The sequence below is a fragment of the Paracoccus sp. MC1862 genome (assembly GCF_016617715.1).
Taxonomy (GTDB): Bacteria; Pseudomonadota; Alphaproteobacteria; order Rhodobacterales; family Rhodobacteraceae; genus Paracoccus.
Genome location: NZ_CP067225.1, coordinates 1,624,449 through 1,649,485, shown reverse-complemented (window position 1 = coordinate 1,649,485; position 25,037 = coordinate 1,624,449). Strand labels below are relative to the sequence as shown.

General features: G+C 69.6%; 26 protein-coding genes. 7 read left to right on the top strand and 19 right to left on the bottom strand.

Annotation, left to right across the window (positions count from 1 at the left end):
* Positions 1-47: 47 nt before the first annotated feature.
* The 10 genes from JGR78_RS08205 to JGR78_RS08160 form a co-directional block, all read right to left on the bottom strand.
* A complete protein-coding gene (locus JGR78_RS08205; RefSeq protein ID WP_182791893.1) occupies positions 48-1,403 on the bottom strand; it encodes an ABC transporter permease in 1,356 nt (451 codons plus the stop codon).
* Positions 1,387-2,088 carry an ABC transporter ATP-binding protein gene (locus JGR78_RS08200; RefSeq protein ID WP_182791894.1) on the bottom strand — a complete coding sequence of 234 codons (702 nt, stop codon included), beginning with the start codon at positions 2,086-2,088 and terminating at the stop codon, positions 1,387-1,389. Before JGR78_RS08200 ends, JGR78_RS08205 begins: the two co-directional genes overlap by 17 nt.
* Complete coding sequence (locus tag JGR78_RS08195; protein ID WP_182791895.1) at positions 2,066-2,485, bottom strand: hypothetical protein; 420 nt, start codon at positions 2,483-2,485, stop codon at positions 2,066-2,068. Before JGR78_RS08195 ends, JGR78_RS08200 begins: the two co-directional genes overlap by 23 nt.
* A gap of 67 nt (positions 2,486-2,552) precedes the next feature.
* Positions 2,553-4,109 carry an alkaline phosphatase gene (locus tag JGR78_RS08190; RefSeq protein WP_182791896.1) on the bottom strand — a complete coding sequence of 519 codons (1,557 nt, stop codon included), beginning with the start codon at positions 4,107-4,109 and terminating at the stop codon, positions 2,553-2,555.
* A 270-nt stretch (positions 4,110-4,379) separates the two neighbouring features.
* On the bottom strand, positions 4,380-4,994 hold the full coding sequence (locus JGR78_RS08185; protein ID WP_182804266.1) for a DUF6441 family protein: 615 nt from the start codon (positions 4,992-4,994) through the stop codon (positions 4,380-4,382).
* 6 nt (positions 4,995-5,000) lie between these two features.
* On the bottom strand, positions 5,001-5,312 hold the full coding sequence (locus JGR78_RS08180) for a hypothetical protein (RefSeq protein WP_182804268.1): 312 nt from the start codon (positions 5,310-5,312) through the stop codon (positions 5,001-5,003).
* A complete protein-coding gene (locus JGR78_RS08175; protein ID WP_182804270.1) occupies positions 5,312-6,325 on the bottom strand; it encodes a major capsid protein in 1,014 nt (337 codons plus the stop codon). Before JGR78_RS08175 ends, JGR78_RS08180 begins: the two co-directional genes overlap by 1 nt.
* 25 nt (positions 6,326-6,350) lie before the next feature.
* Positions 6,351-6,716 carry a head decoration protein gene (locus JGR78_RS08170; RefSeq protein WP_182804272.1) on the bottom strand — a complete coding sequence of 122 codons (366 nt, stop codon included), beginning with the start codon at positions 6,714-6,716 and terminating at the stop codon, positions 6,351-6,353.
* A 3-nt stretch (positions 6,717-6,719) separates the two neighbouring features.
* Positions 6,720-7,730, bottom strand: coding sequence for a head maturation protease, ClpP-related (locus JGR78_RS08165; protein ID WP_182804274.1), 1,011 nt, complete (start codon positions 7,728-7,730; stop codon positions 6,720-6,722).
* A gap of 4 nt (positions 7,731-7,734) precedes the next feature.
* On the bottom strand, positions 7,735-9,096 hold the full coding sequence (locus JGR78_RS08160; protein WP_234450942.1) for a phage portal protein: 1,362 nt from the start codon (positions 9,094-9,096) through the stop codon (positions 7,735-7,737).
* 14 nt (positions 9,097-9,110) lie between these two features.
* Between JGR78_RS08160 and JGR78_RS08155 the strand changes: the two genes are divergently transcribed.
* The gene (locus JGR78_RS08155) at positions 9,111-9,494 is read left to right on the top strand and encodes a hypothetical protein (protein ID WP_182791902.1); all 384 of its coding nucleotides are present in this window, start codon (positions 9,111-9,113) and stop codon (positions 9,492-9,494) included.
* A gap of 3 nt (positions 9,495-9,497) precedes the next feature.
* On the opposite strand, the gene JGR78_RS08150 is transcribed toward JGR78_RS08155, so the two are convergent.
* The 8 genes from JGR78_RS08150 to JGR78_RS08115 all read right to left on the bottom strand — a co-directional run bounded on the left by JGR78_RS08150 (position 9,498) and on the right by JGR78_RS08115 (position 16,626).
* Positions 9,498-10,331: a DUF3883 domain-containing protein gene (locus JGR78_RS08150; RefSeq protein ID WP_182791903.1), complete on the bottom strand. Its 834-nt coding sequence runs from the start codon at positions 10,329-10,331 to the stop codon at positions 9,498-9,500.
* A 501-nt stretch (positions 10,332-10,832) separates the two neighbouring features.
* Complete coding sequence (locus JGR78_RS08145) at positions 10,833-11,309, bottom strand: hypothetical protein (RefSeq protein WP_182804276.1); 477 nt, start codon at positions 11,307-11,309, stop codon at positions 10,833-10,835.
* Positions 11,310-11,327: 18 nt separating this feature from the next.
* A complete protein-coding gene (locus JGR78_RS08140) occupies positions 11,328-12,404 on the bottom strand; it encodes an FAD:protein FMN transferase (RefSeq protein WP_182804278.1) in 1,077 nt (358 codons plus the stop codon).
* The gene (locus JGR78_RS08135; RefSeq protein WP_182804280.1) at positions 12,385-14,592 is read right to left on the bottom strand and encodes a PepSY domain-containing protein; all 2,208 of its coding nucleotides are present in this window, start codon (positions 14,590-14,592) and stop codon (positions 12,385-12,387) included. Before JGR78_RS08135 ends, JGR78_RS08140 begins: the two co-directional genes overlap by 20 nt.
* 9 nt (positions 14,593-14,601) lie before the next feature.
* Positions 14,602-15,063, bottom strand: coding sequence for a DUF2271 domain-containing protein (locus JGR78_RS08130; RefSeq protein WP_182804282.1), 462 nt, complete (start codon positions 15,061-15,063; stop codon positions 14,602-14,604).
* Between the two features lie 77 nt (positions 15,064-15,140).
* A complete protein-coding gene (locus JGR78_RS08125) occupies positions 15,141-15,455 on the bottom strand; it encodes a PepSY domain-containing protein (RefSeq protein WP_182804284.1) in 315 nt (104 codons plus the stop codon).
* 159 nt (positions 15,456-15,614) lie between these two features.
* Complete coding sequence (locus tag JGR78_RS08120; protein ID WP_182804286.1) at positions 15,615-16,130, bottom strand: cytochrome b; 516 nt, start codon at positions 16,128-16,130, stop codon at positions 15,615-15,617.
* Positions 16,131-16,185: 55 nt separating this feature from the next.
* Entirely contained in the window at positions 16,186-16,626 is a 441-nt protein-coding gene (locus tag JGR78_RS08115) for a PepSY domain-containing protein (RefSeq protein ID WP_182804288.1), read from the bottom strand.
* A gap of 155 nt (positions 16,627-16,781) precedes the next feature.
* Here JGR78_RS08115 and JGR78_RS08110 point away from each other — a divergent pair, with 155 nt between their 5' ends.
* The 3 genes from JGR78_RS08110 to JGR78_RS08100 are packed head-to-tail and all read left to right on the top strand — an operon-like array spanning position 16,782 to position 20,785.
* Entirely contained in the window at positions 16,782-17,444 is a 663-nt protein-coding gene (locus JGR78_RS08110; protein WP_182804290.1) for a response regulator transcription factor, read from the top strand.
* Positions 17,441-18,778 (top strand): HAMP domain-containing sensor histidine kinase, encoded by a 1,338-nt coding sequence (locus JGR78_RS08105; RefSeq protein WP_182804292.1) that lies wholly within the window; start codon positions 17,441-17,443, stop codon positions 18,776-18,778. The genes JGR78_RS08110 and JGR78_RS08105 overlap by 4 nt, the downstream gene beginning before the upstream one ends.
* A 24-nt stretch (positions 18,779-18,802) precedes the next feature.
* Complete coding sequence (locus JGR78_RS08100) at positions 18,803-20,785, top strand: heavy metal translocating P-type ATPase (RefSeq protein WP_182804294.1); 1,983 nt, start codon at positions 18,803-18,805, stop codon at positions 20,783-20,785.
* Positions 20,786-20,823: 38 nt separating this feature from the next.
* Here the strand turns inward: JGR78_RS08100 and JGR78_RS08095 are convergent, their stop codons facing one another.
* Positions 20,824-21,705: a LysR family transcriptional regulator gene (locus JGR78_RS08095; RefSeq protein WP_182804296.1), complete on the bottom strand. Its 882-nt coding sequence runs from the start codon at positions 21,703-21,705 to the stop codon at positions 20,824-20,826.
* Between the two features lie 200 nt (positions 21,706-21,905).
* Between JGR78_RS08095 and JGR78_RS08090 the strand changes: the two genes are divergently transcribed.
* The 3 genes from JGR78_RS08090 (at position 21,906) to JGR78_RS08080 (ending at position 24,920) form a co-directional block, all read left to right on the top strand.
* Positions 21,906-22,127 (top strand): heavy-metal-associated domain-containing protein, encoded by a 222-nt coding sequence (locus tag JGR78_RS08090; protein WP_154337516.1) that lies wholly within the window; start codon positions 21,906-21,908, stop codon positions 22,125-22,127.
* 71 nt (positions 22,128-22,198) lie between these two features.
* Positions 22,199-24,148, top strand: coding sequence for a cation-translocating P-type ATPase (locus JGR78_RS08085; protein ID WP_182804298.1), 1,950 nt, complete (start codon positions 22,199-22,201; stop codon positions 24,146-24,148).
* A gap of 121 nt (positions 24,149-24,269) precedes the next feature.
* Entirely contained in the window at positions 24,270-24,920 is a 651-nt protein-coding gene (locus JGR78_RS08080) for a DUF924 family protein (RefSeq protein WP_182804300.1), read from the top strand.
* Positions 24,921-25,037: the final 117 nt, after the last annotated feature.

Sequence of the window (25,037 nt, the reverse complement as noted above, 5' to 3'; positions counted from 1 at the left end):
CGCACATCAGCTTGACACAGAGCGACACGGCGACGGGGGCGTAAGCGTCAGGCGCGCAGGTCGGATAGCTTCAGCCGCCGCGTAATCGCGGCGGCGGGCAGCAGCGCCAGCACCAGCGTGGCGCTGACAAAGCCCGCGACCAGCTTCGCCTCGGTCCAGCCGAGGCCGGCGGTCACGAGGATGTCGGTCCGGGCCGTTACCACCGCGGAGAGTCCGCGGGCGGCGAGCCAACCGACGCCGAGGCCAAGCACCGCCCCCGTCACGATCAGCGCCGCCGAATAGCCCCACATCACCGCGAAGACAAAGCGCCGCGGGGCGCCGATCGCCTGCAGCAGCGCGAAGCCACGGGCGAAGACGCGGGCGAGGATCATCAGCCCTGCCAGCACCGCTACGGTGACGAGGATCTGCGTCAGCCCGGCCATCAGCGACATCGCCTCGCGCACATCGCGCATCAGGCCGTGCATCTGCGCCAGCACCGTGCCGGGGAAGAAGGCCATCATGTCCGGGCGGTTGAACTGCGATTGCAGCGCGTAGGCCGCGGCGACGCTGTCGGCCTTGAGGAGCAGGGCGGGAGTGCCCGGGAAAAGCGCCGGATCGAAGGGCGGGCCGATCGGCTGGCCTTCATGGGCGTGGTCATGGTCGTGGTGATCGTGGGCAGCGGCCGCGGGCTCGGCATGACCGTCCGGGAGGCCGTGGACCTGCCAGACGCCCTCGACCGGCACGAGGACAGCGCGATCCCAGGGGCTGCCGGAGGGGCGCATCCGGCCGGTGACGACATAGGCGCTGCCCTCGTGGCTCTCGGCCTCGGGGCCGTGGCCGTGGACCGGGGTGAAGCTGGCGCCGACCTCGACCGGGGCGAAGGCGCCGGCGACCGCCTCGTCCACCGCCTCGAACAGGCGGCCCTCGGCGAGGTCGCCCGCGAGATGGGTCACGAAATCCGCCGTGGTCCCGACCAGCGGCGCGCCCTCGTAGCTGTCGCCGAAGGCAAGCGGCGCGGCAAGCTCCACTCCCGGCGCCTGCGAGACCTCGGCATATTGCGCGCCGGTCAGCAGCGGCACGTCCGACGGTTGCAGATAGACCGCGGCCATCAGCATGGTGATCTCGCTGCCGGGAGCGGCCACGATCACGTCGAAGGGCGCGGCGGCGCGGGCGCTGCCCTCGCGCAACCCGCGCTCCTGCGCCGTCAACGCGGCGCCGAGGCCGACCGACAGCGCGATCAGCGCCACGAAGGCGGCGTTGGTCCCGGCGAAGCGGCGCAGCATGGCGCGCACGAGGCCGCCGGGCGCGAAGCCGCGCAGGACGATGATGCCGGCGACAAGCCCGGGCAACAGCAGCGCCAGGACGATCAGCGCGTCCTGAACGCCCGCCGGCAGCCCGGCCCAGAGGTCATGGAGCGCGGTCATCGGTGATCTCCCCGTCCGCCAGCGTCAGGACGCGGTCCACTTGTGCCGACAGCGCCGGGTCATGGGTGACGACGACCAGCGTGCGCCCGTCCTCGCACGCGAGGCGCATGAGGTCCTCGGCCAGCCGGTCGGCATTGGCGCGGTCGAGCGCGGCGGTCGGCTCGTCGGCGAGGATCACCTCCGGGTCGGCCGCAAGCGCGCGGGCGACCGCGATCCGCTGCCGCTCGCCGCCGGAGAAGCTGTCCACGCGCCGCCCGCCCGCGCCGCCGAGGCCGAGCCGGTCGAGCCACCGGGCGGCGCCTGCGCGAAGCGCATCGCGCTGAGCGGGCGGCGCGAAGCCCGCCGAGACGGCGGCGTTGTCGAGGGCGGTCAGTTCCTCGAACAGGTGGAAGTCCTGGAAGATCAGGCCGAAATGGCGGCGGCGGAAGCGGCCACGGGCGGCGTCGGCCAGGCGCCCGAGGTCGGTCGCGCCCCAGCTCGCGCTGCCGGCGCGTGGCCGGATCAGCCCGGCCATGACCATCAGCAGCGTGGACTTTCCGGCGCCCGAAGGGCCGCGGATCGCCACCGCCTGTCCGGCCGGCAGCGTCAGCTTCGGCACGCGCAGCAGCACGCGCCCGCTTTCGGCCGCGACCGCGACGCCCTCGAGGCGCAGGTCGAGCCGCTCAGGCGCGGGCGAAGGTTGCATCGGCGAGCCGCACCTTGCTGTAGAAGCCCAGCTCCGGGTCGACGTAGTCGCCCAGTTCCAGCACGCCCGTGGTGTGGATGGGCACGTTGAACGCGATCACGTCCACCACGCGCTTGGCATAGACGGCGAGGATGTCGTCGGGCCAGGGCATCCCCGGCTCGCAGAAGGGGCAGACCGACATTGGCATCTTGGTCAGCACGAAGAACTTTGAATCGGCCTTCAGAGGCGGTGCCATGTAGCCGGCGATGGTCACGCGGCTGCCTTCGCGGCCGAGGGCGAGGTCCGAGAAGCTCAGGTCCTTGTTGTAGAGGTCGCGCAGCCGGATCGCGTCGTCGGCCAGCACCGGGCGGGCCAGCAGAAGCGCGGGCGCGAGGGCGAGGAGCGTTCGGCGGTGCATGGGCGTCCTTTCGGTGAAATGGCGGACAGGCCCCGAGGTCCGGGGCCTGCTTTCGCGGTTCGTCAGCTCACTCGGCGGTGATGGCGTGGTGCATGACGTGGAAGATCGCGTTCTGCTCCAGCACGCCGCCGATCAGGTGCGCCCAGGGGCCGCGCGCGAAGGCTGCCACGTCCGCGCCCGAATGGGTCTCGGAGTTCAGCGGGATCAGCGCCTGCTGCAGATAGTCCGGGTCGCTCGCCTCTTCCTCGGAGACGGCCGGGCGGCCTTCCGGGGCGGCGTAGAGAGCCTGCGACTCGGCGGCCGCATCCGTTGCTGTGCCGGTGTCCACCGCCGCGGTGTCCGTCGGCTGCGCGACCAGCACCGCGCCGGGGCCGTTCAGGAAGCCCGCGACGGTGTAGGGCTTGCCGTCGTCGCCGAGGTTCGGCGTGGCGAGCGCCTCGACGCCGTCGTTGTTGATCTCCATGCAGAGACCCACGATCGACGAGCCGCGGCCACAGTAGCCGTTGAAGGCGATCGCGTGCTCGTGGTCGGCGGTGACGATGATCAGCGTGTCTTCGGCATCGGTCAGCTCGACGGCCTTGCGGATCGCGTCGTTGAAAGCAATGCCGTCGGTCAGCGTGCGGTAGAGGTTGCCGGCGTGGTTGGCGTGGTCCACGCGCCCCGCCTCGATGCTGAGGTAGAAGCCTTCCTCGTTCGAGCCGAGCGCGTTGATCGCCGCCTCGGTCATCTCGGCCAGCGTCGGCTCGCCGGTACGGTCATGCTCGTATTTCATGTGGCTGGCCTCGAAGAGGCCGAGGATCGGGGCGTTGTTCCCGGCGGTGGAAAGCGCCGCGAAATCGGTGTCGTTCTCGACCACGGTGGCGCCGAGGGCGCTGGCTTCGTCCATCAGGTTGCGGCCGTCGGCGCGCTTGCCCGGCTTGCCCTCGCTGTCGGTCACCTCCGCCGGCAGGAAGTGCTGGCGGCCACCGCCCATCGCGACGTCGATCACGCCCGCCTGCATCTGGTCGATCAGCTGCGCGGCGATGTCCTTCTGCGCGCAGCCCTCGGCCACGAGGCTGTCGTCCTCCCAGTCGCGCGCCACGGTGCGGGCATAGACCGCCGCCGGGGTCGCATGGGTCAGGCGCGCGGTCGAGATCACGCCGACCGACTTGCCCATCTCGGAGGCGATCTCCGAGAGCAGCTTGACCTCGGTCTGCAGCCCTGCCGCGCAGTCCGCGACGGCGACCGTGTCAGGGATGTTGATGACGTCGTTCTTGCTCTTGATGCCATTGTTCATGGCCGAGGCGGTCGGCGCCGAGTCGGGCGTCTGGCCGTTGGTGGTGTAGGTCTTGATCAGCGCGACGTTCGGGAATGCCTCATGCGGCTGCACATGGTCGTCGCCGAGGCCGCCCTGCGCCTGTCCCTCGAACAGGCGGATGGCGTAGTTGGTGCCGACGCCATTTCCGTCCGCGGTGAAGAGGATCACGTTCTTCGCCCGGGTCGTGATCGGCTGGTTGGCGAGGCGCGCGGCGACCGCCTCCTGCCCGGCGGTGAACCAGGCATCCTGCGCCTGCGGCAGGTCCTGGGCAGCGACGGGCAGCGCCAGCATCGGCAGCGAGACCCCGAGGAGAAGCGTTCTGAGCATGTGAGCAGTCCTTCCGAGACAGCAGCGATTTCGCGGCTGCAGATAGGCCGCGAAGGTGACGCGCGCGTGACTGCGTCGTGACAGGCTCGTGACGCCAGGGGCGGGCGGCGTGTTCCTGCCTGAGCGTTGGAGAAAGCTCGACGACCGGCCCACTGCACAGGACGTTTAGCATCTGCAGCGAACGTTCGCTCCCAGGCCCGTGCGGTGATCGGGCAAGAGCATCCATGATCCACGATGCATATGCACCGTGAAGCCGGAGCCTGCGCTTGATCATCGAACCTGCTCCCCCGGCCAGTTCGCCACGATCAGCCCCGGCACCGCATTGCGCGCCAGATCCAGCCGTTTGCGCAATCTGACCTGCGGGACCAGCAGGAAGATCGGCACGGTGGTGAGCCCCCGGCCGGTCTTCGAGCGCGAGACGACTGCCTGACCCTTGGTGTTCAGCCGCCCCTCGGCGACCAGCAGGCTCAGGCCCCTGCGCCGATAGACGAAGCGCATGCGCAGGCCGGTGCGGCGTTCCCACTCGCCGGGGGTGATCCGGCCACCGCGGAGGGACCTGCCGGCTGCCGCGGTGGGGATCGCGAGCCAGAACCCGTCCTTCGAGCGGATCAGCGGGCCGGTGTCGTGGGCGGCGACGATGACCGGAGCCTTCGACCAGACCAGCGCCGCGGCGTTCAGGCTAGCCCTGCCTTTCGGGAACTGCTCCGAGCGGATGGTGCGGGCGAGCCGCGCCCCGAGCCCCGCGCCGGTGATCTGCGCGCGCCAGACGGTCTTGAGGCCGGTCCCGGCTTCGCGCATCGCCGTGGTGACGGCTTTCTCGCCGGCGCGGGTCTCCGCCTCCATGATCCGGGCGATGTCGCCGATGATTTCGATCTTCAGCTTCATTGCGAGTCACGCGGGACGCAGGTCCACGGTCCAGACCAGCCGCTCACGGTCGCGGAGGGGCTCGCCCTGGATGAGGAAGCCCTCGCCGTCGATCTCGATCCGGTCGCCGGGGCGGGGCTGCTGCACCTCGGCGACGCGCATGTCGATACGCGTGGTGTCCGACCAGAGCCGTGCATCTCCGAACTCGGTGATCGCATCGGCCCGCCGGGCGACGATCCGCACCAGCACGGGCGCGCCGCCGTCGGCGATGTAGACCGCATCCCGGCCGATGTTCGGATCCGCGAAGAGCGTGTCCACGGCGGCGGCGAAGGCGGACATCACGTCCGCCGCGCGGAGCGCAGCACCTGCCGCCGCGTGCAGATCGGCAGCGGATTGCTCTCGATTTCGAGCCTGACCCATTCGTCGCGGTCCCTGTCCGGGATGGTGCGGGCGTAGAGCGGCAGACCCGGCGTGTTCACCGTCTCGAAGGTGTCGGCCGGGGCGTGGTAGATCTCGAACAGCCCCTCGACGCCTTCGGGATAGAAGAAGGCCTTGTCGGTCGGCACGCCGAAGCCCGCACCGCCCCTGTAGCGGCGGAAGGTGATGCCGCCGAAGCTGACCTCGTCGGCCACCCGGCCGCGCAGATCGGCTGCCGCGGCGGTGTTGAGATAGGTCTCGCGCACCTCCTTGTGCGCCACCAGATCGGCGAAGAAGGCCGAGCCGCATTCGGCGCGCACCTGGATCGCGCCGGCAGCCAGGCCGCCCATCGACGCCTCGATGTCTTCGATCAGCGCCTGGCAGCGCTTCCTGAGCGCGCCCGAGGCCGGAGTCGCGTTGTCGAGGTCGAAGTCGATCTCGGCGGCGGGCGTGATGCCGAACTCGGTGAAGTAGCTGATCACCGTCGCGCCGTCCTTCGGGTCCTTCACGATGCCCTGAATGCCGTTCAGCAGGTGGTACTCGAAGGTGGCCTCGGCATCCTGGCGCAGGTGGCCGAGCTTGCGCGCGACCTCGCTCTGCACCTGCTGGGCAGCGCTGTCCGAGCCGAAGTCGCGGATCCCCTGGATTTCCGAAGCCCAGAGCACGTCCTGCTTCTTGAACTGGCGGCACACGAAGGCGCGCATCTCGCGCCGCTCGGGCATCTGCTGCTCGTAGGCCGAGCCGCGTTCGGAGAACGGGATCAGCGACAGCGTGCCGTCGCGGCTCTCGATCACCACGGTGCGGGACCGCACCCCGCGCGGCGAGAACAGGCCGGCGCCCGACAGGATCGCGGGCCTGAAGGGGATGTTGTCCAGCGCGCGGGTGAGTTCGATGATGGTGAAGGCATCGCCTTCGAAGATGTCCATGGTCGCCATGGGAATGCCTCCGGTCGGTTCTGGGTCAGCGGACGAGGATGCCTGCGCCCAGAAGGGCAGCGTGGGCGGCGGCGATCTCGGGGGCGCCCGGCGTGCCGGCGAAGACGAGATCGTGGCGGTTGACGATGGCGGGACCGCGGACCACGGCGACGGCGGGCACGTCGCCGCCCGAGGCGTGGGCCTTGCCCCAGAGCACCGCGACGGCGGTCTCGGGGCCGTCGACGGCCGCGGGATCGTGGGCGGCGTATTTGCCGGAGGCGGTGATCCTGCCCAGTACGGTGCCGGGCTCGAGCGTGCCGGTTGCAACCGTGATGGTCTCGCGGGTGTAGTCGCGGAACGCCTCCCAGACGAGGAAGCCGCCCGCGTGCGGGGTTTCGGTGAGGGTGGTCATGGGTCATCCTTTCGGCCTGAAGGTGCGGGCGACGATCTCGCCCCAGGGACGGGTGCTCGATGGGCGGCCCGGTTGCGCGTGATGGCCGGCAATCTCGGGCTCGGCCTCGGCTTTGGCGGCGAGGAGTGCCGCGCGGACGTTGCCGAGGTCTGCATCGCTTTCCAGAAAGCGCCCGGCCATCTGCGGCTGTCCGGCAAGCCGGCAGAGATCGACGACGGTCCGGGCGTGCGCGATGGCTTCGGCGCGGATCGCCGCGGGATCGAGGGGTGCGCCCCCAGGTGGCGGCGTATCGGCCGGCGGCTGCCGGGCGTTGGTCCCGGCGATCCGTTCTTCCCCGGCGCCAGAGGCCTCATCGCTCTCGGCGGCCTCGCCGGCATCGGTGCCGGCGCCGTTGGTATCGTCGTTGTCGGTTCCAGCCGCGATCGCTTCTGCCAGCGCCGGCGGCGCGTTGCGGAAGCGCGCGACGTCGAAGCGCGCAGCGATCCGCACAGGTTCGACAAGCCGGTCAGCAAAGCCGAGCGACAGCGCCTCGCTCGCATCCAGCCAGGTCTCGGCAGCCATCAGCGCCGCAATCTCGTCAATCGAGCGGCCGGATTTGGCGGCATAGCCGGCAGCGAGGCTGCCACCCACCTTGTCCAGCGCCTCGGCCATGGCGCGCATGTCCTCGGCCGTGCCCATCACCAGACCGGCAGGATCGTGGATCATCAGGAACGCATTCTCGGGCATGACGATCTCGTCGCCCGCCATCGCGACATAGGACGCGGCCGAGGCGGCGATGCCGTCGATCCAGACCGTGACCGAGCCCGCGTGCCGCTTGAGCGCATTGTGGATCGCGACCGCGTCGAAGACCGAGCCGCCCGGGCTGTTGAGCCGCAGATCGACCGGCCTGCCCTCGGGAAGTGCGCCGAGCTCCGCAAGGAACCCCTTCGCCGAGACCCCGTAGGCGCCGATCTCGTCATAGATCGCCACTTCCGTGCCGGTTGCCCGGGCGCGGATCGAATACCAGCTTGCCATGTCGTCACTCCTGTTCGGTCGCGGGTTGGGTCGCCGCGGCGCCGCCGTGTTCATGGTCGCGGGCGCCATCGCCGGGATCCGGCCGCGTCGCCGGTGTCGCCCGTGCCCCCTGCGTCTCGCCGGAACTGGTGCGGTAGCCGAGACCGAGTACCGCGGCGCGCTGCGCATCGGCGGCGTTCTCGCGGTCCACTTCCTCGATGTCGTATCCGGTGGCCTCGACCACCTTGCGCCGCGAGGTGATGCCCGCTCCCATGGCCAGCACCTGCGCCTGGATGTCCTTGAGCGGATCGACCCAGTCCCAGCGCGGCGGGATCCACTGCACCGGCCGCGCAGCGATCGGATCGCCCAGATCGAGCGCACCGGAGAGCGCGGCTGTTTCCAGCAAGCGGCGCCAGACCGCCCGGCAGAGCTGGTGCACGATCAAGCCATGCTGCAGCTGTCCGATGCGGCGCCGGAACTCGACCAGCTCCGCCCGCAGGCTCGAGTAGTTCGCCTGCCGGACATCGCCGGTGACCAGATGATAAGGGCAGTGATAGGGCAGCCCCAGCGATGCCGAGACCGCCAGCAGCGTCCGGTACTGGAACGCCTCGTAGCCGCCGCCGACGTCGGCGGGGCTCGAGAACTTCACGTCCTCGCCGGGCAGCAGCACCTGCATGGTGCCGGGCTCGAGGCTGGCGATGGCCGTTCCATTGAGGTCCGCCTCCGCCTCGCCCATCATCGGCTCTTCCGGGGCGGTCTTGGTGATGAAACCCGCGAACATCGCCGCGGTCTTCTTCCGGTCGAGCTCGGCGTCGCCATACTGGTCGAGCAGGAACAGCCGCACCATCGCGGGTGCTACATGCGGCAGCCCCCGGATCTGGCCGGCGTCGATCGGCCGGTAGATGTGCAGCACGTCCGCGGCCGGCACGCGCACCGTTTCGGGAATGGACACCCCCTGATCGGTGCTGTTGCCCGGATGGCGGCGGCGGAAGTGATAGGCCACGCGCCGGCCGATCGCATCGAACTCGATCCCGCAGCGGATGCGGTTGCCGGAGGGCAGCACCTCGGTCTTCTCGAAGGGCAGCATCTCGGATTGGAGCAGCTGCAGCTGCAGCGGCACCAGCAACCCGTCCTCGGCCCGGCGCGGGCGCAGCCGCACGAAGCACTCGCCGGCCACGAACATCTCCCGCGCCACCATCGCCTGCAGCCCGTAGAAGTCGGTCAGCCCGTCCGCATCGGCCTCGTCGGTCCAGGCGAGCCAGAGCCGCTGGACGCGGTCGCGGAGCGCCGCGTCCCCGATCAGCGACGAGGGCTTGATGCCGTCGCCGACGAGGTTGGCGGCGAAGGCTTCGCAGGCATCATCCGCGAAATGGTTGCCCCGCGCAATCTGGAGGCTGCCGAATGACCAAGAACAGCGACACGATCCGCGTACTGATCCCCCTGACGGTCCGCAAGCGAAACGGGCGGCCGAAAATCATGCCACCCGCCGATTACCGGCCAAGCGAGGACCAGACACAGGAGCCCCACATCCTGCGTGCCATCGGCCGGGCATGGGGTTGGCGGCGGCGGATGGAGGCCGGCGAGTTTGCCACGATTCAGGACCTGGCCGAAGCCGTCGGGCTGGCGGAACGCCATGTCAGCCGACAGTTGCGGCTGGCCTATCTCTCGCCAGAGGTGCTGAAACGGCCGACCTGCGGGCGTGAGGCCTTGGCGGTCAGCCTCTACGATCTGTGCTTTCCGGCGGGGGATGCTTGGCAGGAACAGGTCGAGCGCGCGCTCGGCTGACCTTCAATGAAAGCTCGCCTGAAAGGACATGGCGGTGAGCGAGACATGCGCATCCAGCGGCGGGTGCAGTTCGAACGCCTTCGGCTCGCGTGAGAAATTCCACAGCCGGAACAGGCGCCATTCCGAGCGACGCTCCTCGGCAACCGCCAGTTCGTTGCGAGTGATGTGAAAGGGCGTCCGCTCCCAGCCATTCGTCGTCTTGACTTCAATCAGGCGCGAGCGCCCATCCGGGGCGAAGCTGGCGATGTCATAGCCCGCGCCGTCGCCGTCCTCATCCGAGACCCAGCGCACCTTACGGGCCAGGTCGTCCCGGCCCGCCGACCGTAGGGCCGTCCGCTCGTGCGCCAGCACGCGCTCCTCGCCGGCACGGCCGAGGGCACGGTTGCGCTCGTCCCGGCCTGCCACGTCGAACTTTCGGGCGATGTGCAGCATCTGCTCCAGCTCTTGCGGCGGCGGCTGGTTCGACAAGGTAGGCGGCGGCCCGATCCAGATCTGCGTTGCCTCTTGCAGGCCACCCGCAGGCCGCAGACCAGGTTGGCGACCAAGCCATGCCGAATTCAGCGCCAGCCAGCGCGCCACGGCATCCACCAGCGTCATCTGGAAGTTGAAGGCGGGCTTGTAGCCTGGGATCCAGTCCTCGCCGAGCCCCTTCAGCACTGCGCTGATGTTCTGGTGCTTGAACTCGATGGAACTGCGATTGCGGTCGATGCGGGCCTGAAGATCCCGATTGTGCTTGGCCTTGTTGTAGGGTCGCCCGGCGATGTCGTCAGCCAGCATCGCGAAGTAATCCGCAACGATCAGGTCGTTCTCTTCATCCGTCCAGGGCCTGTTCGACATTGCGCCAGGCTATGCGGGAGAAGTCTTTTTGTCATCAGGGACTTCGCGCCACCCCGCACAACCACGTCGCCTTCGGGTGTCTCCGTTCGCACCGACAGCGGTCGAACGCGCATCGACCCCGGCGCAATCCGCTTCTGCCAAGGGGCTAAAAAACGTTACCTTTTGAATCCGTCTCGATTTTGGTGAAGGGCGGGTGGAAAGAGACGCGGGGCGTTCAGAGACCGTTTTCGGGCCATCGCCCAGTCTCCGAAAGTCGGATGGCTCCGCTCAACCCCTTTGAAAAAAGAAAAAAGGCCCTGTCAGGGGCCTCGTCATGGGTTCGCGAATTGAAGGTGGCGGAGGGGATGGGCCTGAAAGACAACCGTCTCCACTTAAGATTTTGATTTATAAGGCGCATTTAACCTTGGCAGGCGGACCTGCTGTGCGCGCGCCGGCCCTGCAACGGCGAGAAGGCGCAGCCGGCCGGAGACTGAACCCGACCGGCCTTGTGCTCTGTGGTGGTCAGGCCAGCGGCTCCCAGCCCGGATGCTCGAAATGCTCACCATAGGCGTTCAGCGCCTCGACGATCTTTACGGCCCCGTCGCGCGGCGCGTCGCCGGATTCCAGCTCCGAAATGCCTTCGAGGACCTGCCCGAGCACCAAATGGAACTGCTCATCCACCTCGGGGGCGAGCACGCAGGTCTCGACCATGAAATCGACCTGCGCCTGAACCTCGGCCGCAATCTCCTTCGCGGCGTCAGCGGTCAGCGTGTCGTCATGGATCGCGTCCAGGTTCGCCGCCATCGTGGCGCGGATTGCATCCATGCCCTTGTGCATGTTCTCGTCGCCCTGCCACCTGGCCCCTTCGTTCAAGGTGAGTTCGATGGTTGCGGCACCATTCCCGTGGTCATGGGCCTGGGCCGCGGCGAGCCCGGGGACGGTCCCCACGGCGAGGGCAACGGACAGGGCGAGGGTGGCGAGCGGCTTGCGATATTGCATGGCTTGTCTCCTGTTTCATTATGAGCCGGCGGCTGCCGGTGCTTGCATGATTGAAGAATAGGGTGTCCGCGAATGCCGGGGAATTGGCGAACCCGGCAAGGTTGACTTGCACCGATGCACAGCGGCGCGGGGCTCGTCCGCCCCGGCCGGCGCCCCGAACAGGCGGCCTGACGCCAGCGCCCGGATGCCATCCACCTCGCGCAGCAGGAACAGCGCATCGAGGCCGAGGCGTTCGGCGACTGCGCCGCCTTCAGCCTCGCCCAGCACCATCAGTGCGCTCGCCCAAGCATCGGCCTCGGCACAGGTTCGTGCGACGACGGTGACGGAGGCGGGCGGGTCGAGCAAAGGTGAGCCGCGCCGAGGATCCATGGTATGGGACAGGTCCCGCTCTCCTGCCCGGACCCGGTGCCGGTAATCGCCCGTGGTCGCGACGGCGGCATCGCGCAGGACCAGCGCTGAATGCGCCGCGCGGCGGTGCGGATCGGGCGCCTCGACGGCCACGGCCCACGCTTGCCCGTCCGGCCGCGAGCCAAAAGCGCGCATCTCGCCATCGATGCCGACGAGCGCCGACGCGATGCCAAAGCGCTGGAGCGTCTCGGCCAGCCGGTCCACGCCGTAGCCTTTGGCAATGCCGTTCAGGTCGAGCGTGACGGGAGCGGCCTTCCGTGCGCGGCAGGCCGTGCGGTCGAGTTCCAGCAGCTCATGCGCCGGTCGTCGTGGGACCGCGAGCACCTGCCGGATGCGCTCCGGGTCGGCGGGCGCGGGGCCGAAGCCCCAGGCCGCCACCGCGTCGCCCATGCCGATGTCGAATGCCCTGCCGGAGGCGCGGCCGACCTGCAGTCCCAAGCGCAGCACCGCCATGAGATGCGCGGGCACCGACACCCACTCGCCGACCGGTGCCGCGTTCAAGCGCATCAGGTCGCTGTCGGGGCGCCAGGTGGACATCTGGGCATCCACCTCGGCCACCGCCGCCTGGAGCGCTTGCTGCACGGGGGGCGGATCAATGCCATCGGCGAAGAACACGGCCGACCAGCGGGTGCCCATCGTGGGGCCGTTCAGCGCTTGGCGCGTCAGGTCAGTAGATTTCTTCGACATAGCGTCCCTCGGCTTTCAGCAGCGCGGGCGTGAGCCCCGCGGGCAGGAGGATATCGGCCAGCGCGGCGCTGACGCCCGCGGCCATTCCGCGCCCGCCGCAGACCATCACCCGCGCGCCCATGCCGACCAGCCGCGCGACCTCGGGTGCCTCGTTCCGCAGGGCATCCTGCACGTAATGCGGGTGCTCGCCGCGCGAATTGGCGGTGACGAGGCGCGAGAGGCGTCCCGCGACCTGCCAGCCCGCCAGTTCCTCGCGGTAGAGGAAGTCGCTGTCCGCGTGCCGCATCCCGAAGAACAGATGCACCGGGCGGCGGCGGGGGTTTTCGCGGATGAAGCCGGCGAGGGGCCCGATTCCCGTGCCCGCGCCGATCAGGATCAGCGGCGGGCGCGCCCGGCCGGCATGGAAACCGGGATTGCTGCGCAGGAAAGCCCGGACGGTTCCGCCCTGCTCAAGTTCTACAAGCTGCCCCGAACAGAGGCCGCCGGCCTGTTTCCGCACCACGATCTCTACAAAGCCGTCGCGCGAGCCGGAGGCCAGCGAATAGAAGCGCGGCAAGGGAGAGCCTTCGGGCAGGATGCCCAGCAGGTCGCCCGGCTGAAAGCGCGCAAATCCCCGCCCGGTCAGCCGTTGCCACAGAGTCGGGGAAGGCCGCGCAAAGCGCAGGATCGCGGTCGGCGCCTGCACCTCGGCGCCGTAATCGCGGCGCGAGACCAGGGTGAGGGCTTCGCTTGCGGGCACCACCGGCTGGTGGACGAGGTCCAGTTTGATCCCCAGCGCTGCGCCGAGCGCCCGGCCCCAGCGGGCGAAGTCCTGCGGCGACTGGCGGTCGAGGCTGCCGATCGGGAGAAGCTGCGGCCAGCCCTTCGCCTCGGCGGCTGCGGCCACCGCTTCGGCAAAGGCGCAGAAGGCCGGAAAGCCGCGGTCACCGAAGCCCAGCACCGCCAACGGCGCACCCGGCGCGCGGTCCAGCCGCGCCAGCCTGTCAAGGAAACCCCTGGCCGATTCTGGGGCGCAGCCCTCGCCATAGGTCGCGGCGAGGATGATGAAGCGCGCCGAGTCGGGGTAACGCGTCGGGTCAAAGCCGGTCATCGGCGCGGCATGGACGCGCTGCCCCGTCTGCGACAGCGCCGCGTGCAGGGTAGCGGCAAAGCCCCAGGTCGAGCCACCCTCGCTGCCGACCAGCAGGACCGTCTCGGCCTGTCGCTGCGGGGCATTGCCCCGGATGCGGGGCCGCGCGTGGTGCGAGGTCAGCCACAACAGCACGCCGGTTCCGGCCATGACTGGGACGCCAAGCGCCATCAGCCCGAGCACCAGCCCCAGCACAGCAGCCCCTTGGCCGGTGTGCAGCATGAAGATGGTCTCGGAAACCTGCTGCCACGCAGACAGATCGGCCCAGGCGAGCAACTCGCCGGTGCCCTGATCCAGATAGCCGGTGCCTTGGTCGGTCTTGAGCGCGTGGACGTCCGTCGGGTCGGTCGGATCGGCCAGCGACAGGCTGCGGAAGGCGGCGACTGGCAGTTCCTGCAAGGCGCTTGCCCCGGCCAGGTCCATGCCGGTCTGGCCGCTGACCTCGGCCGGAAAGGCGGGGGTGCTGGCGCCGTCTGGCAGCAGATCGAAGGTCGAGGCCGACATCCACAGCCCCGTCGCCGCGGACAACACGAGGCCGACCACGGCGATCCGTGCGATTTCAACATGCAGCCGCCCGGTCAGAGACCCGCGCAGCGGGGCGAACCAGCGCCGCCAGCCGCCGACCCGGCGCGCGACCAGCGCCGCGCCCGAAAGCGCGAGCACCAGCATCGCGCCCGCGCCGGCCGCCGCAACGATGCGCCCGGCGTCGCCTAGAAACAGCGAGCGGTGCAGGTTGGTCAGCCAGCGCTTCACCGGGGCGGGATCGATGGGGGCGGCATCCTGCCCGGTTACAGGGTCGATCACCGAGGCCTGCGGCGTACCACCGTCGAACCAGTAGGCGGTGACCTGCCCCGACGGGGCGCGCCGGATCTGCTCCAGCCCCGGATGGCTGGCGGCAATGGAGCCGGCGAGATCGGCCACGGAGAGGCTGGCCTCGGCTTGCGGCGAAGACAGCCGCTCGGCCGCGGGATAGACCGACAGGACCGCCCCGGACAGCGCCAGCGCGGTCAGCAGCAGCGCCGCAAGGATGCCCGGCCAGCGATGGAATGCGCGGATCATCTTGGTGCCTTACTTGTACGAAACGCTGGCAATATAGCGCGAGCCGGTGGCACTCGCCCCGGCCGCCGTGAGCGGCAGTTCGACCTCGTTCGGGCTGTCGCGCATCTCCTCGACCGAAGCATCGACATGCAGCGTGTAGCCGGCGTCGAACAGCGCGTCGGCCAGGTCGAGCGTGATCTCCAGCGTCCGGCCCGCGCCGACACTGGCGCCGGTGATGCCGTCTACCTGCCGGGTGTCGCCGCCAGTCATGCGATACCAGCCCGACAGAGAATCGTAGTATTTCGACTTCTCGCCCACCATCCACAGGCTGCCCACATAGACGCCCTGCGCGTCGGTGACATAAAGCGCGAGATAGGCGCCGTCGCCGCCGTAGTTGTTCAGCGTGGTGGTCAGGGTGACGGGCCGGGCCAGCGCGAGGCCGGGAAGGGTCAGCGCGGTGGAAAGGGCCAGGACGGCGGCAAGGGATTTCATGATCGGGGTTCCTTCAGGAAAATGCGAGCGGACTTTCCCCGGCGCCGCTTGTGTTGGGCGCCGGGGAGGAGCAGCACTCAGTTCGCGGGTGCGGGTGCGGCTGGCGCCGGCGCCACGGGAGCGAACTCCTCCATCTCCGCCTTGATGACGTCGAGGGTTGCCGGGTCGATCTTGGCCTCGATCGTGTTGCCGCCAATGTCGGTCACGTGGACCTCGTAGCAGCCGTCATCCAGCTCCGTGGAGGTGATGGTCCAGCCGTAGTCGGTGGCCAGTTGCGCCACGGCTTCCCACGACTGCATCTGCTCGGGCGTGACCACGCAGTCGTCGTCGGCAAAGGCGGCGCCAGCGGGAAGGACGGCCAGCACGGCAAGGGTCGCAAGCATCCGTTTCATTTCTGATTACTCCTGTGTTGCGGTTATCGGATGATGCGAATCTGCGCCCCGAGGCTGACGGGCCGCTGAACCGGCGCGGAAATCTTCGTCAGCTTGCCGTCAGCAACGAAAAAGGCCCGGCCTTTGGGGGCCGGGCCTTCGGTTCGGAGTGTAGGGAACTCAGCGCAGGCTCATCCGCCGCAGCGTTCCGTCGCGCAGGACGAACTGGTGCCACAGCGCCGCCAGAGCGTGCAGCCCGGCGAGGAGCAGGATGATGCTGCCGGCGCTTTCGTGGAACTCGGCGATTGCGCCGGGCCGCCCTTGAATCGGGGCGGTCAGGGCGGGAAGGTGCAGACCGAGGAGCTGCACCTGAACCCCCATCTGCGAGGCGACATACCAGCCGGTGATCGGCAGCGCGATCAGCAGCCCATAGAGCAGCCCGTGCGCCGCCTCAGCAACGACCGTAAGGGCGCGCGAACGATGGTCAGGCTGCGCACCGCCGCCCATCAGGCGCAGCACGAGCCGCGGTAGAACGAGGGCCAGCACTGCGATTCCCAGCGTGAAATGCAGAAGCGGCGGGTTCTGGACGACTTCGCGGCCGCCCTCGGCCGTGGCCCAGGCGCCCAGCACGGCGGCGGCCGTCACCCAGTGGATGACGACCAGCGCCTTCGGATAGCGAGCGATGGTTTCGGTCATGACGTCGTCTCCGGCGGGGCGGGGGTTGTGAGGTGGTGCAGCGGCGATTGCGGGCTCATTTCACGACGACCGCCGGCGGCGCGCCGTTGCCGAGGAGCCCGCCGGGCGGCGGCAGGTTGGCGGGCGGTGCCGTCAGCGGGGCGTCCCGACCACGCTCGTGCGCCTGACGCGGCCCGTGGTCGTCGTCATCGTCATCGTCATCATCCCGGCCCTCGCCGCGCCGGTCTTTGCGCTTCATCTCGACGACCTCGAGGGTTGCGGGGTCGAGCTTGGCCTTGAACGCCGCGCCCTGCGCATCGTTACCCCTGACCTCATAGCAGCCATCGTCGATCTTGATCCGGCCGACCTGCCAGCCGCGCGCCTTGACTGCGTCCTGCACCGCCTCGCGCGGCTGCCACCGCTCCATCGGCACCTGGCAGCCATCATCATCGGCATGGGCCGCGCCTGCCATGCCAAAGGCAGCAAGCAGGGCACCCAGCAGCATGTGCTTTTTCATCGCATTTGCCCTTCGTCCTTGTTCAGGCATTATCTGACCCTGATTCATGGCATCTGTTCCTGACGGTCAGCTTAAGCGGGCGGCGCCCGGCCGTCAGACTGTCGACAGGTTCGGCGGGTAGGTCTGGCCGTGACGCAGGCTTCAGGAGCGGCTTCATGCGGATCCTTCTGGTCGAGGACGACACCATTTTGGGCGCGGCGGTGCGCGACCACATCACCGCCGAGGGGCATTCGGCCGACTGGGTCGGGCGGCTCGACCGCGCGGGCGAGCATCTGGATGCCGCCCCGTATGACCTGATCCTGCTCGACCTGATGCTGCCGGATGGGCGCGGCATCCCCTTCCTGCGCGCCCTGCGCCGGCGGGGGGATGTGACGCCGGTGATCATCCTGACCGCGCTCGACCAGATCTCGGACCGGATCGAGGGGCTGAACGCGGGCGCCGACGATTACCTGACCAAGCCCTTCGACCTGGCCGAGCTTTCGGCTCGGCTGGCCGCCGTCGCCCGGCGCTACAGCGGCAATCCCAATCCGCTGGTCGGCCTCGGCGAGTTGCAGGTCGATCTGGCCGCCCGAACCGTTATCCGCGACGGCCGCCGCGTCGATCTGACCGCGCGAGAATGGGCGTTGTTCGAGGCCTTCGTGCAGCGGCCGGGACAGGTGATCTCGAAAACCCAGCTGGAAGACCGCCTCTATGCCTTCGGCTCGGAGGTCGAAAGCAACGCCATCGAGGTCCATGTCAGCCGCCTGCGCAAGAAGCTGGGGGCCGGCGCGGTCGAGACGGTGCGCGGCGTCGGCTACCGCCTCGGGGACCGGCGGTGAGAGGACCGGCCAGCCTTCAGGGGCGGCTGTCGCTGTGGCTGACACTCGGGGCCGTTCTACTCTGGGCCGTGGCGGCGGCATGGACCGCCGTGCATCTGCGCCACGAGATGGACGAGGTCTTCGACAGCGCCCTCGAGGAAGCGGCCCAGCGCCTGCTGCCGCTGGCGGTGCGCGACATCATCGCGCGGGAGAAGGACGACAGCCCCGACCAGGGCGTGGCCACCCTGCGCGAGCATGACGAGTATTTCACCTACGTGGTGAGAGACGCGGAGGGCCAGGTGCTTCTGCGTTCGCACCGGGCCGATCTGGGGGTTTTCCCTCCCTTCTCGGGGATGGGCTTTGCCGACACCGCCACGCATCGCGTCTATTCCGACGCCGCCCTTCGGGGCACGATCACCATCTCCGTCGCTGAGCCGCTTGCCCATCGCTGGGACGTCGCGCGGGAGGCGCTGATCGGGCTGGCGCTGCCGTTGACATTGATCGTCCCGGCCAGCCTGTTCGGCGTCTGGGCCGCCGTCCGCGCCGCCATGGCGCCCATCCGGCGCTTTCGGGCGGGGATCGAAGCCCGCGGCGGGGGCGATCTGTCGCCGATTCCGGCCGAGGGCCTCCCCTCGGAGTTACAGCCCAACGCGCGCGCGGTGAACCTTCTACTGGACCGCCTGCGCCGCGCGCTGGAGGCCGAGCGCAGCTTTACCGCCAACTCGGCGCACGAGTTGCGCACCCCGGTCGCCGGCGCGCTGGCGCAGGTCCAGCGCCTGATCGTCGAGGCGCCCGACGAGGACACCCGCAGCCGCGCCCGTCAGGTCGAGGCCGCCCTGCAGCGGCTGGCGCGGCTGTCGGAAAAGCTGATGCAGCTTGCCCGCGCCGAAGGCGGCAGGCTGCAGGCGGAGGCTCCGGTCGATCTCGCTCCGATCCTGCGGATGCTCGTGGCCGACATGGGGCGCGGGGATGGACACCGGATCGAACTGACGCTGCCGGACGCAGGGGTGAGGGCGTCCATCGACCCGGACGCCTTCGCGATCCTCGCTCGCAACCTGATCGAGAACGCCCTGCACCATGACGCGCAGGACGCGCCCGTACAGGTGTCGCTCTCGCCAAAGGGCGTGCTGCGCGTGGTCAATACGGGGCCGGTAGTGCCGGCCGACGTGCTCGGACGTCTCGCGCGGCCCTTCGAGCGAGGGCCGACGGACGCCCATGGCAGCGGGCTGGGGCTGGCCATCGTCGCTGCGATCGCCGCCGGCACGGGTGGGCGGCTCGACCTGATCTCTCCCGCGACCGGCCGCGCGGACGGGTTCGAGGCAAGGTTTTCGATGAGCCGCGCGGAGATGCGGTAGGATGCGATCCGAAAGGTGGCTGGTGTGAAACGACTCTCATCCTTCGATCTCTCGTTGGCTCTGTCGCTCGCGGCGGTGCTGGGGCTGGTGCTGGCGTCGGCGGGGCTGTGGCTGGGCGGCGGGCGGCTGGGCTCTCTGGTGACGCCGGGGCTGGTCCTCGTCTATCTGACCGGTGGACTGCCAGCGGCGTGGCGGGCCCTCGGGGCGCTGTGGAACGAGCGGGTGCTGGACATCGACCTGCTGATGGTTGTTGCCGCCGTCGCCGCTGCCGCGGTCGGCGCGCCCTATGAGGGCGCGGTGCTGCTGACGCTGTTCAGCGTCGCAGGCACCCTCGAATCCCGCGCGCTCGGCCGTGCCCGCCGCGCCATCGAGGCGCTGATGGCGCTGCGCCCGGAAACGGCGCTGCGCAAGGGACCGGACGGCACCGTCGCGGAGGTCGCCGCCGCCGACCTGGCGGTGGGCGACACGGTGATCCTGCGCCCCGGCGCCCGCGTCCCGGCGGATGGCAAGATCGCCGAAGGCCGCGGCGGCATCGACGAGGCGCATATCACCGGCGAGTCCATGCCGGTGTCCAAGGCGCCGGGCGCCCCGGTGTTCGAGGGGACGGTCAACCTTGAAGGCATCCTCGAGGTCATCGTCACCCGCGGGGTGGGCGACAGCACCATTGCCCGCATGATCCAGCTGGTGACCGAGGCGCAGGCCGCCAAGGCCCCGTCGGAGCGGTTCAGCGCGTGGTTCGGCCAGCGCTACACGATCGCGGTGCTGGTCGGCGCATTGCTGGCCTTCGCGGCCTTCTGGTGGCTGGGTCATGGATGGGACGGCGCCCTCTACAAGGCAGCGACGCTGCTGGTGGCGGCGAGCCCCTGCGCCATCGTCATCTCGGTCCCGGCGGCGATCCTGTCGGCGCTGTCGGCGGCGGCGCGCGGCGGCGTGCTGTTCAAGGGCGGCGCCGCGCTCGAGACCCTCGCCGCGGTCGAGACCTTCGCCTTCGACAAGACCGGCACCCTCACCACTGGCCACGCCTCGGTCACGCAGGTCGCGGCGCTGGACGGCGACGAGGGCGGGCTCCTGTCGCTGCTGGCGGGGCTCGAGGCGCAATCGGAGCACCACATCGCCGCCGCCGTCCGGCGTGCGGCCTCGGATCGCGGCGTCAAGGCCGCCGCCATCGCCGACGTGACCACCCGCGCGGGCAAGGGAATCATCGGCACCGATGCTGCGGGCACGATCTGGGCCGGCAACCCCTATCTGGCCGAGGAGATGGGCGCGGACCTCCGCCACCCTGCGCTGGCGGCGCTGGATTCCGGCGCGCAGACGGTTGTCTATCTGGGGCGGGGTTCGCAGGTGCTCGGCGCGGCGACCGTGGCCGACAAGGCGCGCGCCAGCGCCGCCACCGCCATTTCGGCGCTGCGAGAGGGCGGGGTGAAGCGGATCGTCATGATGACCGGCGACCGCCGCCCCGTCGCGCTGCGGATCGGCGGTGAGCTGGGCCTTTCCCCGGACGAGATCGAGGCCGACATGCTGCCCGAGGACAAGGTGCGGGCCGTGGCGGCGCTTGCCGGTCAGGGACGGGTCGCGTTCGTCGGCGACGGGGTGAACGACGCCGCCGCGCTGGCCCGCGCCGATGTCGGCATCGCCATGGGCGCCGCCGGATCGGACGTCGCGCTGCAGGCTGCGGACGTGGCGCTGCTGTCCGAGGACCTCGAGCGGCTCGCCGCCGCCCGGCGCCTATCGCGGCGCACGGCCAGGATCATCCGCCAGAACTTGACCTTCGCCATCGGCGCCATGGTGCTGCTGGTGACCGGAGGGCTGTTCTTCGACCTGCCGCTGCCCCTCGCCGTCATCGGCCACGAGGGCGGCACCGTGCTGGTGGTGCTGAACGGGCTGCGCCTGCTGTCGGACCCGATCCGGCGGACCGCGCCTGCGCCAGCCGTCTCCGGCCGTGCTCCGCTCCGCGATCACCTGCGGCGACGTGGGCATGCCGAGGCGGCCTCTGGCCGGTCCCGATAATCGCGGGAACCCCCGGCTCGCGGTCGCTCATCCCCGGTTCAGGCGGTGCCTTCGAGCAGCGGCGCCTCCTGCGCCAGCGCCTCCGCCATGAAGTCGAGGAAGGCGCGGATGCGCGCGGTCCGGCGCAGGTCCTCGTGGGTCAGCAGCCACAGGTCGAGGGTAAAGCTCTCGGGCAGCGGCGCGATCCGACGCAACTCCGGCTCGAGATCCGCGACGCCGCACGGCAGGGTGGCGAGGCCGAGGCCCGCCCGTGCCGCGGCGATGGCGGCGGCGACCGAGTTAACGCGGAAGGCAGGACGGACATCGGGCAGAAACTCGGCGAAGGCGCGCACGAGTGGCGCGTGCTCGGCGTCAAAGCCGATCCACGGCTGCCCGGTCAGCGGCTCCGTGGCCCCGTCCGCATTGGCGCCATAGACGGCGAAGACCAGACGGCCTACGCGGCGGCCGACGAGCGTCTCGGGCGGCTGATTGCCGACCCGCAGCGCCACATCGGCCTCGCGCCTTGTCAGGTTCAGCGTGGCGTTGCCAACGGTCAGTTCGATCTCGATGCCCGGATAGGCGCGGCGGAAGGCCAGCAGGTGCCGCGGCAGCAGCCCCTGCGCCAGCATGTCCACGGTGGTGATCCGCACGATCCCGCTCAGCCGCAGATCCTGCCCCGTGACCCTGCGGTCGAGGGCCGCGATTTCCTCCTCGACCCGCAGCGCGCTCTCCTGCATCGCCTCGCCCGCCGCGGTCAGGGCATAGCCGCTGGGGAGCCGGTCGAAGAGGCGCACCCCAAGGGCCTCCTCGAAGGCGCCGATGCGGCGGAAGACGGTCGAATGGTTCACGCCGATCTCGCGCGCGGCCCCGGACAGCGTGCCTGCGCGCGCCACCGCGAGAAACAGCCGCAGGTCGTCCCAGTTGTCGATCCGTGCATCCATGCAAGGCCGCCTTTCGGATTTAGCGGATCGCTCCGCCGTGGCGTGCAACATAGCTGGCGGTTCAAGCAATGGCCAAGGCGACGGCTGTGCGTTGGTGCAAGCGCAGCTTTCGAGTTTCCCCAATCGCAACCTCGGACGGAAGTCATAGGTCATTGGCTGAAGGCAGGGACCACCCCGCCAAATGTCGAAAGGAAACGATCATGACCCAGAAAACCGTTCTTCGCAGTGACGAACTGTCCTGCCCGTCCTGCGTGCCGAAAATCGAGAAGGCCCTGCGTGGTCTGCCCGGCGTCGAGAAGGCCGAGGTGCGCTTCAACACCGGCAGGATCGAGGTCGAGCACGATCCTGCGCAGTCGGACGTGGAGGCGCTGGTGCAGGCGATCCGCGGCACCGGCTACGAGGCGCGCCCCTCGGCCTTCTGACCGCATCCCGACCCCCGCCGCGCCGCGACCCGGCGCGGCGGTCTGCTGTCTGGATGAGAAGGATGAATGAGATGGAACGACTATCTGCAAACATGAAGGCCGCCTTTGCGCACCCGGCGCGGCGGCGCCTGTGGCTGACCGCCGGCAGCGGCATGCTGATCGCGGCCGGGCTGATCGCGCGTTACGGCTTCGGCATGATCGACCTGTGGTCCGGGCTGATGGTGGCCGCGGCGCTGCTGGCCGGCTCGGACATCGCCATCCGGGCCTGGCGCGCGCTGAAGGTCAGGCATCTGAGCATCGAGCTTCTGGTGACGATCGCCGCCGCGGGTGCCCTGGTGATCGGCGAATATTGGGAGGCGGCGGCCGTCACCTTCCTGTTCATGCTGGGCGCATGGCTCGAGATGCGGACCATGGGCCAGACCCGCGGCGCGCTGAAAGAACTGCTCGACGCCGCGCCCGCCACCGCGACGGTGCTGCGTGAGGGCGAGCCCGTGGAAATCCCTGCGCACACGGTCCAGCTTGGCGAAACCGTGCTGGTCAAGGCCGGCCAGCGCATCCCCGTGGACGGCGAAGTCACCGAGGGCACCGCGGCCGTCAGCGAGGCCGCCATCACCGGCGAGCCGATGCCCGCCGAGAAGGCGCCCGGTTCGCGCGTCCATGCCGGCACCATCGCCGAGAACGGCCTTCTGCGCATCCGCGCCACCAATGTCGGCGCCGACACCACGCTGGCCCGCATCATCCAGCGCGTCGAGGAGGCGCAGGAGGAGAAGGCCCCCAGCCAGCGGATGATCGAGCGTTTCGCGCAGTGGTATACGCCGTCGATCATCGGGCTCGCAGTCGCGGCTTTCGCCTTCACGCAGGACATCCGGCTGGCGCTGACGCTGCTGGTCGTGGGCTGCCCGGGCGCGCTGGTGATCTCGACGCCGGTGTCCATCGTCGCCGGGATCGGCCGGGCCGCGCGCAGCGGCATCCTGATCAAGGGCGGCCAGCACCTGGAAAGCGCGGGAAGGATCGACACGATCGCGCTCGACAAGACCGGGACGCTGACCGAAGGCAAGCCGCGTCTGGCAAGCGTGATCGCGCTGGACGGCACGGCAGAAGACGAGCTCCTGCGCCTCGCCGCGACCGCCGAGGCCGGATCGGACCACCCGCTTGGCCGCTCCATCGTAGAGGCCGGGCGCAAGCAAAGCCCCATGCCCACGCCCGAGACGCTCGAAGAGCACGCCGGCATGGGCATCAGCGCCCGCATCGACGGGCGTGAGGTTGCCGCGGGCAACCGCCGCCTGATGGAGAAGCTCGGCATTCCACTTGGGGCAGAGGGCGAGGCCGGGCTCGACCGGCTGCTCTCGGCCGGGCAGACACCGATCCTGGTGGCGGCGGACGGGCGGCTGATCGGGCTGCTGGGCATGTCCGACATGGCCCGCGAAGGGGCGGCGGAAGCCATCGCCCGGCTGCGCGACATCGGCATCCGCCGCGTCGTCATGCTGACCGGCGACCAGCACGGCGCGGCCGAAGCCATCGCCCGCGAGGTCGGCATCGACGAGGTCCATGCCGGGCTGATGCCCGAGGACAAGCTGGAACTGATCCGCCAGATGAAGGCCGACGGCGCCCATGTCGCCATGGTCGGCGACGGCATCAACGACGCCCCGGCGCTGGCTGCCGCCGACACCAGCATCGCCATGGGCGCGGCCGGCAGCGACGTCGCCATCGAGACCGCCGACATCGCGCTGCTGAAGGACGATCTGGGCAAGATCCCGGAGGCCATGGCGATCTCGCGCGCGACGCTGGGCAACATGCGCCAGAACCTCGTGATCGCGCTTCTGACGGTGGCCGGGCTGCTCGCCGGCGTCTTCAGCGGGCACGTTCACATGGCGGGCGGGATGCTCGTGCACCAGCTCTCGGTGCTGATCGTGATCGCCAACGGCATGCGGCTGCTGCGCGTCCCGGCAAGATACCGGCCGGCCGCCAGCCGCACGGGACGAGCGGCTGCCGGGTCCGCGACCGCCCCTGCGCGAAGCTGAGGACGGTTCAAGCTACAAGCCCCCGCGCTGATGCGCGGGGGCTGATTCACATCTTTTATCTGCGATATGACCGTCAGTTCGTGCCGATCTGAACGAAGCAGGTTTTCCACGAGGTGCCGACATGAACGAGAAATCTAACGCGCGTGCATGGAGGGACGTTCTCGAGTTCTGGTTTCCCGAGGAGAGCGCCCTCGACCTCGAGGCCGACACGCAGCGAGAGCACTGGTTCCGGCGGATGCGCGGCGGCGCCGACAGCGAGATCATCGCCCGGTTTTCCGATCTCACGGCAGAGGGGGCCAAGGGCAATCTCGATCACTGGGCCAGCGATGCCGAAGGCAGGCTGGCGCTCATCATCGTGCTCGACCAGTTCTCGCGTTCGCTCTGGCGCGGCGAGGTCGGCGCCTTCGCGCAGGATCGCGCTGCACTGGCGCTGGCCATGGGGGGCCTCGCAAACCGCCACTACACCGGTCTCGCCAGCCCGTGGCTCAGGATCGTCTTCGGCCTGCCGCTGGGCCACTGCGAAGGCCGGGATCATCTGGAGCGTCTGGATCTTCTCATCAGGCTCCGCGAGGACATCGCCGCGCAAGCCCCGGCAGACCTGCAGCCGATATACCTGTCGCTGGTGACGCAGGCCCACGACGTGCGGAAGGTGATCGCGGCCTTCGGGCGGCACCCGCACCGCAATCAGACACTCGGCCGCCAATCAACCCCGGCGGAGGAAGCATACATAGCTGAGGGAAGGTTTCCGCATCTGCGGGCGTTTGAAGAATGATCCGAGCGATCGCGTACTGACGGAATAACCGTCCGACAAGCGAGCACGGGCGGCTCTGCAGCATCCTTGACCTTCCAGCAGTGGGAAGGCGCAAGGTGAGCGTGGATGATCTCAGAA

Bases quoted from the DNA above. Each gene is read 5' to 3' on its own strand.
- JGR78_RS08205 (WP_182791893.1), bottom strand. From the start codon at position 1,403: ATGACCGCGCTCCATGACCTCTGGGCCGGGCTGCCGGCGGGCGTTCAG.
- JGR78_RS08200 (WP_182791894.1), bottom strand. From the start codon at position 2,088: ATGCAACCTTCGCCCGCGCCTGAGCGGCTCGACCTGCGCCTCGAGGGC.
- JGR78_RS08195 (WP_182791895.1), bottom strand. From the start codon at position 2,485: ATGCACCGCCGAACGCTCCTCGCCCTCGCGCCCGCGCTTCTGCTGGCC.
- JGR78_RS08190 (WP_182791896.1), bottom strand. From the start codon at position 4,109: ATGCTCAGAACGCTTCTCCTCGGGGTCTCGCTGCCGATGCTGGCGCTG.
- JGR78_RS08185 (WP_182804266.1), bottom strand. From the start codon at position 4,994: ATGAAGCTGAAGATCGAAATCATCGGCGACATCGCCCGGATCATGGAG.
- JGR78_RS08180 (WP_182804268.1), bottom strand. From the start codon at position 5,312: ATGTCCGCCTTCGCCGCCGCCGTGGACACGCTCTTCGCGGATCCGAAC.
- JGR78_RS08175 (WP_182804270.1), bottom strand. From the start codon at position 6,325: ATGGCGACCATGGACATCTTCGAAGGCGATGCCTTCACCATCATCGAA.
- JGR78_RS08170 (WP_182804272.1), bottom strand. From the start codon at position 6,716: ATGACCACCCTCACCGAAACCCCGCACGCGGGCGGCTTCCTCGTCTGG.
- JGR78_RS08165 (WP_182804274.1), bottom strand. From the start codon at position 7,730: ATGGCAAGCTGGTATTCGATCCGCGCCCGGGCAACCGGCACGGAAGTG.
- JGR78_RS08155 (WP_182791902.1), top strand. From the start codon at position 9,111: ATGACCAAGAACAGCGACACGATCCGCGTACTGATCCCCCTGACGGTC.
- JGR78_RS08150 (WP_182791903.1), bottom strand. From the start codon at position 10,331: ATGTCGAACAGGCCCTGGACGGATGAAGAGAACGACCTGATCGTTGCG.
- JGR78_RS08145 (WP_182804276.1), bottom strand. From the start codon at position 11,309: ATGCAATATCGCAAGCCGCTCGCCACCCTCGCCCTGTCCGTTGCCCTC.
- JGR78_RS08140 (WP_182804278.1), bottom strand. From the start codon at position 12,404: ATGTCGAAGAAATCTACTGACCTGACGCGCCAAGCGCTGAACGGCCCC.
- JGR78_RS08135 (WP_182804280.1), bottom strand. From the start codon at position 14,592: ATGATCCGCGCATTCCATCGCTGGCCGGGCATCCTTGCGGCGCTGCTG.
- JGR78_RS08130 (WP_182804282.1), bottom strand. From the start codon at position 15,063: ATGAAATCCCTTGCCGCCGTCCTGGCCCTTTCCACCGCGCTGACCCTT.
- JGR78_RS08125 (WP_182804284.1), bottom strand. From the start codon at position 15,455: ATGAAACGGATGCTTGCGACCCTTGCCGTGCTGGCCGTCCTTCCCGCT.
- JGR78_RS08120 (WP_182804286.1), bottom strand. From the start codon at position 16,130: ATGACCGAAACCATCGCTCGCTATCCGAAGGCGCTGGTCGTCATCCAC.
- JGR78_RS08115 (WP_182804288.1), bottom strand. From the start codon at position 16,626: ATGAAAAAGCACATGCTGCTGGGTGCCCTGCTTGCTGCCTTTGGCATG.
- JGR78_RS08110 (WP_182804290.1), top strand. From the start codon at position 16,782: ATGCGGATCCTTCTGGTCGAGGACGACACCATTTTGGGCGCGGCGGTG.
- JGR78_RS08095 (WP_182804296.1), bottom strand. From the start codon at position 21,705: ATGGATGCACGGATCGACAACTGGGACGACCTGCGGCTGTTTCTCGCG.
- JGR78_RS08090 (WP_154337516.1), top strand. From the start codon at position 21,906: ATGACCCAGAAAACCGTTCTTCGCAGTGACGAACTGTCCTGCCCGTCC.
- JGR78_RS08085 (WP_182804298.1), top strand. From the start codon at position 22,199: ATGGAACGACTATCTGCAAACATGAAGGCCGCCTTTGCGCACCCGGCG.
- JGR78_RS08080 (WP_182804300.1), top strand. From the start codon at position 24,270: ATGAACGAGAAATCTAACGCGCGTGCATGGAGGGACGTTCTCGAGTTC.